Source organism: Streptomyces sp. NPDC058239 (assembly GCF_042882185.1).
Lineage (GTDB): Bacteria > Actinomycetota > Actinomycetes > Streptomycetales > Streptomycetaceae > Streptomyces.
Genome location: NZ_JBHVWS010000117.1, coordinates 1 through 8,720 on the forward strand (window position 1 = coordinate 1; position 8,720 = coordinate 8,720).

Genomic DNA, 8,720 nt, shown 5'->3' on the forward strand with positions numbered 1-8,720 from the left:
GCGAGGGCTTGGCGGATGACGCGTTGTTGTGCGGGTCCGTTGGGTGCGGTGAGTCCGTTGGAGGCGCCGTCCTGGTTGACGGCGGAGCCGCGTATCACAGCCAGTACAGGATGACCCTTGCTCCGGGCGTCGGAGAGGCGTTCCAGGAGGAGCAGGCCGACGCCTTCGCCCCAGCCGGTTCCGTCCGCGTCGTCGGAGAAAGCTTTGCAGCGCCCATCGGATGCGAGACCACCCTGGCGGCTGAACTCGATGAAGGTCCGGGGGGTGGACATGATGGTGACGCCGCCGGCGAGGGCCAGGGTGCATTCGCCGTTGCGCAGTGCGTTGGCGGCCAGGTGCACGGCGACGAGGGAGGAGGAGCAGGCGGTGTCGATGGTGACGGCGGGGCCTTCGAGGCCGAAGGTGTAGGAGATCCGGCCGGACGCCACACTGGTCGTGTTGCCCGTGAGGAGATGGCCCTCCGTACCAGGCACGTCATCGTCGAGCAACGAGACGTAGTCCTGGCTGTTGCCGCCCACGAAAACACCGGTTCGACTGCCCCGCAACGACTGCGGGTCGACACCGGAACGTTCGAAGGTCTCCCACGCGGTTTCCAGGAGCAGCCGCTGCTGAGGATCCATCGCCCGCGCCTCACGCGGCGTGATGCCGAAGAACTCCGCATCGAATGTTGCGGCGTCGTGGAGGAACCCGCCCCCGTTCGCGGTACTGCTGCCCGGCGCGCCCTCGTCGGACCGCAGCAAGGAGGCCAGATCCCAGCCACGATCCGATGGAAAGTCCGACACGGCGTCGAGGCCCGACTCAAGAAGGTGCCACAGCTCCTCGGGGCTGCGCACCCCTCCGGGAAAGCGGCATCCGATGCCGACGACGGCCAGCGGCTCCGCGGTCGCAGAGGTCTGAAACTCCGCGACTTCATCCTGCGGGTCGCCGCCGAACAGCGTCAGCAGGTGAGAGACCAGCCCTTCCATGTTCGGGTAGTCGAAGACCACCGTGGTCGGAAGCGCCACGCCGAGCACGGCACTGAGACGGTTGCGCAGATCGACCGCGGTGAGCGAGTCGAAGCCGAGGTCACGGAAGGCCCTGTCGGTGGAGATGCCCTCGACTCCCGCGTGGCCCAGCACCGCCGCAGCCTCGGACATGACCAAAGCCAGCAACTCGGCCCGGCGTTCGACGGCACCGAGCGAAGAGAAGCGGCTCAGGCCCGCAGCATCGGCTTCTTCCGGCGTGCTCAGCAGAAGACGTGATTCCGGCAGATCCGAAAGCAGCGAACTGCGGCGGGCCGAGGCGAACAGGGGAAGAAATTCCTCCCAGCGCACATCCGCCACAGCGTGGCACGGTTCGTCAGTGCACAACGCCCGCTCGAGCGCCGTCATCGCGAGGTCCGGTTGCATCGGCAGCAGACCTCGAAGGCGCATGTGCGCGCCCGACTCGCCCTCGGCCATGCCCGCTCCCGCCCATGGCCCCCAGGCCACCGAGGTCGCGACCAGCCCCCGATCGCGGCGGGCGCGGGCGATCGCGTCCAGGTGAGCGTTGGCTGCTCCGTAGGCCGTCTGCCCACCGGTACCCCAGACACCGGACACCGAGGAGAAGAGGACGAAGGCGTCCAGCTGCCGGGATCCGAGCAAGTCGTCCAAGTGCGTGGCACCGTCCGTCTTCGCGCGCACGATCTCGAAGAAATCATCGATCCCGATGTCCACGAGAGGCGTCAACTGCCCGACGCCGGCGGCATGCACCACAGCGGTCAGCGGCCGCTCGGACGGCACCGCAGCCAGGACTTCCGCCAGGTGCTCACGGTCGGACACATCACAGGCGACGAGCGTGACCTCCGACCCCAGGTCGGCGAGTTCTGCCGTGAGCCCGGCGGCGCCGGGTGCTTCAGGTCCCCGGCGGCTGACGAGCAAGAGATGCTCCGCGCCGCGGCGGGCGAGCCAACGGGCGACATGCGCCCCCAGAGCACCGGTGCCACCGGTGATGAGTACGGTGCCACGGGGCTTCCAGGGCACGCCGTCTGTCGTGCCGGGCGAAGCGTGGGCGAGACGGGGACCGAATGCACCGGACGCACGCAGGGCCAGCTGATCTTCTGTGGTCGGACCGGCCAGGAGGGCAGGCAGCCGCGACAGCACCCGATCATCGAGCGTGGCCGGAAGATCGATCAGTCCTCCCCAGCCGCTCGGCCATTCGAGCGCAACAGCACGGCCCATTCCCCAGAACCGTGCCTGGGACGGGGCGGACACCGGTTCGGAGCGGCCGATGGAGACGGCGCCTCGGGTGAGGCACCACAGCGGCGTGGTCCACTCGCGTCGCTGCAGTTCCTGTAGCAGATCGAAGGTTGCACCGAGCCCCTGCGACATGCCGGGACGAGTGGGGCAGGGTGCGTCGTCGAAGGCCAGCAGGGAGAGTACACCGGCGACACCGGGCTCGTCGGCTCCTTGCTCATCGCCGATCTCGCTCACGAGACGAGGTTCGGCGCCGCCGGCCCTGAGCGCGGCGAGGACCGCCAACACATCGGGATGGTCGTGCTGCGCGGACGCCGTGACGACAAGCCACGTTCCCGAGAGCCGGCCGGTGGCCACGGTCAGCGGGACCCAGCCGACCCGGTAGCGCCAGGAGTCCACGACGGACTGTTCGCGCCGGCGTCGTCGCCAGTCGGCCAGCGCTGGTAATGCGGCGGAGAGCCGGGTCTGGTCTTCGCCCAGTTCGCTGGAGAGAGCAGCGAGGTCCTGGCGCTCGACAGCCTCCCAGAAACGGGACTCGGCCGCCCCGACGGTGGCCTCGGGCCGATGGGTTGCTTCGGACGGTTCAAGCCAGTAGCGCTGATGCTGAAAGGGATACGTGGGCAGCGGGATACGTCGGGCGCCGGTGTCTGCGAAGTAGGCGGGCCAGTCAGGACCCGCACAGGTGACCGTGAGCCGCGCCAGGGCGGTGGTGATGGCCCGGACCTCGGGGTGCTTGGGGTGGAGCGAGGCGATCGCAGAGCTGGGAAGGTGGGGGAGAAGGGACCCGCCGGGGCCGATTTCCAGGTACGTGTCCGCTGTGACGTGGTGGACTGCGTCAACGAAGCGGACGGTCTCGCGGGCGTGGCGGATCCAGTGTTCGGGGTCGGTGTGGTCGATGAGCCGACCCGTGACGGTGGAGATCAGCGGGATGCTCGGCGGGGAGAAGGTGATGCCGGCTACGAGGCTCCGCAGTTCGTCGAGAACGGGCTCCATCAACGGTGAGTGGAAGGCGTGGGAGACACGGAGCCAGGTGAACCGGTGCCCGGCGAATTCCTCGACGAGGCTCTTGAGGGCCTGGTGGTCGCCGGACAGGACGATCGATCGTGGTCCATTGACGGCGGCGATGCCGACTTTGTCCTCACGGCCGAGCAAGCTCGGCCGGACGTCGTCCTCGGCCATATCGACCGAGACCATCGCTCCGCCGTCGGGGAGATTCTGCATGAGCCTGCCGCGATGCACGACCAGCGCCGCAGCGTCGGCGAGCGTGATCATTCCTGCGGTATGTGCGGCGGTGATCTCGCCGATGGAGTGTCCCGTGACAGTGCTGGGGGTGACACCCCAGCTCTCCCAGAGCCGGTACAGCGCGACCTGGACTGCGAACAGTGCCGGCTGGGTGTAGCGGGTCTGATGGATCAACTGCGGGTCGTCGCCGAAGATGACGTCCCGCAGTGGAAGAGGCAGGAACCGGTCCGCTTCGGCGCACGCGGCATCGAAGGCGTCTGCGTAGACCGGGTAGGCGTCGTAGAGCTCGCGGCCCATGCCGAGGCGCTGCGCCCCTTGCCCGGAGTACACCATGGCAAGGGTTCCTTCGCCGCCTCTGCCGGTGATCAGCTCCGGGACGACCCGACCGCTCGCAAAGCCGCGCAGCGCCCGCCTGCGGGTCTCCACATCACCGCTTACCAGCACCGCTCTCTCCGCGTGCAAGGCACGGTCCGTCGCGAGCGCATGGCCGACATCGAGCACTGAGGCGTCATCCGGCACCTGATCGGCGAGCCGGCCGGCAAGGGACGCCAACGCCGACGCGTCGTGTGCCGACAGTACCCACGGCACCGCAGGCGGGGTGTTCCTTCGGCCCGGGGCGGGTGCATCGGACGGCGCCTGCTCCAGGATCACGTGCGCGTTCGTACCGCTCACTCCGAACGCGGACACGCCCACCCGGCGGGGGCGATCGGTGGTCTGCGGCCAGGGCTGTTCCTCGGTGAGGAGCGAGACGGCTCCCGCCGTCCAGTCGACGTGAGGGGTGGGCTCGTCGACGTGCAGGGTCCGGGGCAGGACGCCGTGCCGCATGGCCATGACCATCTTGATCACTCCCGCAGCGCCGGCGGCTGACTGGGTGTGGCCGATGTTGGACTTGATCGAGCCGAGCCACAAGGGACGGTCACGGTCCTGCCCGTAGGTGGCCAGTACCGCCTGTGCCTCGATGGGATCACCGAGCGTGGTACCGGTGCCGTGTGCTTCCACAGCGTCCACGTCGGAAGGCCGGAGAGCCGCATTGGCCAGGGCCTGGCGAATGACTCGCTGCTGGGACGGCCCGTTGGGTGCGCTGATCCCGTTGGACGCCCCGTCCTGGTTGACCGCGGAACCACGCAGTACCGCGAGCACCGGGTGCCCGTTGCTGCGGGCGTCGGAAAGACGCTCGAGCACCAATACGCCCGCGCCCTCGCCCCATCCGGTCCCGTCAGCGGCTGCCGCGAACGGTTTGCATCGGCCGTCGGCCGCGAGGCCCCGCTGACGGCTGAACTCCATGAAGGCAGCCGGAGTAGCCATCACTGTCACACCGCCGGCGAGCGCGAGAGAACACTCGCCACTGCGCAGCGCTTGCACCGCCAGGTGCAGGGCGACCAGCGACGACGAACACGCGGTGTCCACGGTGACCGCGGGGCCCTCCAGCCCGAACGAATAGGAGATCCGTCCCGACAGCACGGCCGTCGCCGTACCCGTGAGCAGATAGCCCTCGGAGCCCTGCCCGGCGTCTCCGTCCGCGTAGTGGGAGGTCGCAGCGCCGATGAACACCCCGGTTCGGCTCTCCCTCAGCGTGTTGATCGCCATGCCCGCCCGTTCGAAGGCTTCCCAGGACGTCTCCAGCAGCAGTCGCTGCTGCGGATCCATGGCGAGAGCCTCTCGCGGAGAGATCCCGAACAGCGCGGCGTCGAAGCCGGCGGCGTCGGAAAGGAAAGTGCCGGTGTGGGCGTATGAAGTGCCGGTCTTGCTCAAGTCAGGGTCGCGGAGGCGGTCGAGATCCCAGCCACGGTCGGTCGGGAACTCCGCCACCGCGTCACCGCCGCGCGCGACCAGGTCCCAGAGCGCTTCCGGTGAATCTGCTTCGCCAGGGAAACGACAGCTCATGGAGACGACGACCACCGGATCGTCGTCGGTCTGCATGCTCTGACCCGGAGCATCGAGGGAGCCGTCCTCGCCCAGCAGTTCCTGTTTCAGATACGAGACGAGGGCGATGGGGGAGGGGTAGTCGAACGCGAGCGTGGCGGGCAGGGGCAGTCCGGTCGCCGTCTGCAGTCGATTGCGCAACTGCACCGAGGCCAGGGAATCGACTCCGATACTGCGGAACGCGGCCCGCGGGGCGATGGCGTCGTGGGACGTGTGCCCGAGAACCGCAGCGATCTCACCTCGCACCAGATCGAGGAGAACCTGAGTGCGGTCCGTGTCCCCGGCTCCGGAAAGCCTTGTCCGCCAAACGGCATCCACACCGTCCGATGCAGGGGCATGGTGTGCATCCAGCGCCTCTCGCGCCTCGGGCAGGTCACCGAGGAGCGGACGGCGGCGGGCTGCGTTCAGCACCGGGGCGAACGTACCCCAGTCGATGTTCGCGATCACCACGGTGGCGTCGGAACCGCCCAGTGCCCGGCCCAGAGCCGTCACCGCGAGTCCGGGTTCCATGGGCGGCAGTCCGCTGCGGCGCAACGTTTCCTCAACCGAGGCCGCAGCCGCCATGCCACCACCGCTCCATGTGCCCCACGCGACGGCCAGGGCGTGCAGTCCACGGTCATGGCGTGCCTGAGCCAGAGCGTCCAAGTAGGCGTTGGCCGAGGCATAGGCTCCTTGGCCGCTGCCTCCCCATACTCCCGCCCCCGAGGAGAAGAGCACGAACGCGTCCAGTGGCACATCGGCGAAAGCGGCGTCGAGGTTCCGCGCGCCGTCTGCTTTCCCCTGCCATGCCTGTGCCACAAGAGCGTCATCAGTGTCGTGCAGGGAAGCCGCGGTACCGGTGCCCGCAGTGTGGAAGACAGCCGTGACAGGGACGTCCATCTTGCCCAGCAAGCGGTCCAGAGCGACACGGTCCGCGACGTCACAAGCTTCGATGTCGACACGCGTTTGCGGCGCCATCGCCTGGAGTTCCGCCCGCAGGGTCCGGGCGTCCGGCGCTTCGATGCCGCGGCGGCTCGTGAGGACAAGGTGACGTGCCCCGGAACGGATGAGCCAGCGAGCGACGTGCCCGCCCAGCGCACCGGTTCCGCCGGTGACGAGCACCGCACCGGCGGTGGCGAATGTCGCTGCGACGGGCGCACCGGCAGCACGGGTCATCCGGCGCGCAAAGACTCCCGAAGGCCGCACGGCCAGCTGGTCTTCATCCCAATGCCCCGCCAGAGCTGCAGTGAGACGCTCCGAGGCCCTGGCGTCCAGCTCTCCGGGAAGATCGATGAGCCCTCCCCACCAGTCTGGATGCTCAAGGCCCGCTACCTGCCCGAGCCCCCATACCGCCGCCTGATCCGGGTCCCTGAGCCGGTCGGTCCGACCGACCGACACAGCACCGGATGTCAGACACCACAGCGAGCCTTCGAAGCCGACGTCTGAGCAGGCATGCATGAGTGCCAGCGTCGATGGGATCGCGTGGTGGCCCAGGGCGAGCAGTGAAAGGACCTGCCGCGGCCGATGCCTGGTGAGTACTTCGACGATCGTGGCGCGGGTTGTGCTGTCGTCGCAAGGTACGTGAATGGCTTCGGGCAGTGCCTCGTCGACTGCCACGGCCAGAGGATGGCCGAGGTCGTCGGCCGGGACGAATATCAGGGGACGCCCATCGACGCCGGTGGTGCTGCCGGACGGCGGCAGAGGGCGCCACGTGATCTGGTAGAGCCACGAGTCGATCGTCCTGCGTGCGGTCTGCCGGCGGCGCCAGTCCGAGATGAGCGACAGTGCGGGTGCCAGCACCTGTTGTGGGTCTTGGTCGCCCAGCGTCAGCATCTCGGCGAGTGCGTCGAGGTCCTCGTTGTCGACAGCACGCCAGAATTCGGTGTCAGCGCCGCGATGCGCGGTGTGTTGCTGGTCCGTGCTGTCGAGCCAGTACCGGGTGCGTTGGAACGGATAGGTAGGCAGTGGAATGCGGCGTGCGCCGGTGTCGGCGAAGTAAGCGGGCCAATCCGGGTTCGTACCCGACGCGGTCAGCTGCGCCAGTGCGGTGATGAGCGCCCGCACTTCGGTCTGGTTCGGCTGCAGCGATGCGATCGCGGTACGCGGAAGGTGGTTGGTGAGCGCGGCACGGGGACCGATTTCCAGGAACGTGTCGGTACTGATGTGGAGGACGGCTTCGGCGAACCGTACGGTCTCCCGTGCGTGACGGACCCAGTATTCCGCGTTCATGTGGTCGATGGGCTGCCCGGTGACGGTGGAGACGAGTGGGATGGCGGGCGAGGCGAACGTCAGAGTTTCGAGAGTCTCACGGAACGGGTCGAGGATGGGCTCCATCAGGGGCGAGTGGAAGGCATGAGACACCTTCAGCCACGTGTGCCGGCTGTCGACCTGCTCGGTGATGTGGGTGAGTACGGTGCGGTCACCGGACAGGACGATGGACGTATCCGCGTTGACGGCGGCAATGCCGACCTTGTCCTCAAGACCGTGCAGCAGAGGAAGGACGTCATCTTCGGTGGCGTCGATGGCGACCATGGCGCCGCCCTCGGGGAGGGACTGCATGAGTTGTCCGCGGGTGGTGATGAGCTTTGCGGCATCGGTGAGGCTGAGTACGCCTGCGATGTGTGCGGCAGTGATCTCTCCGATGGAGTGACCGGTGACGGCTGCGGGGGTGATGCCCCAGCTCTCCCACAACCGGTACAGCGCGACCTGTACAGCAAAGAGTGCTGGTTGGGTGTACTGGGTCTCGTCCAGCAGCTCTGTGCTGTCACCGAAGACGACATCTCGAAGCGGTTCGGTCAAGTGCCGGTCCAGTTCGGCACAGACTGTGTCGAAGGCATCTGCGTATACGGGGTACGCCTCGTAGAGGTCACGGCCCATGCCGGACCGTTGTGTCCCTTGCCCGGAGAACACCATGGCCACGCTGCCGCCGGAGGCGCGGCCGGTCACCACCGCCGGATGGGAGGCCCCTCGGGCAAGCGCTGAGAGCGCCTCGATCCGATCCATGTCGTCACTGACCAGTACCACCGCCCGCTCCTCCAGCGAGGCCCGGCCGGCGGCGAGCGACCATCCGATGTCGGCTCCTGAATCCTGCGGACTCAGCGCCGTCAGCAATGCTGAAGCCTGATCACCCATCGCGGCCGGGTCGGCCGCGGACAGCAGCCATGGCACAACATCCGGATGTTTACGCTCTGTTGCCACCTCCTCTGTCCGTGGTGGTTGTTCGAGGATGATGTGGGCGTTGGTGCCGCTGATGCCGAAGGAGGAGACTGCGGCGCGGCGGGGGTGGTCGTGTTGGGGCCAGGGTTGGGGTTCGGTGAGGAGTGCGAGTTTTCCTGTGGTCCAGTCGATTTGGGTGGTGGGTTG

At 68.0% G+C, this 8,720-nt stretch carries 1 protein-coding gene; it reads right to left on the bottom strand.

Going from position 1 to position 8,720, the window contains the following annotated elements:
- Window positions 1-8,720 (bottom strand): type I polyketide synthase (locus ACFVYE_RS46880; RefSeq protein WP_389609681.1); only part of this gene is annotated, 8,720 nt, incomplete at both ends.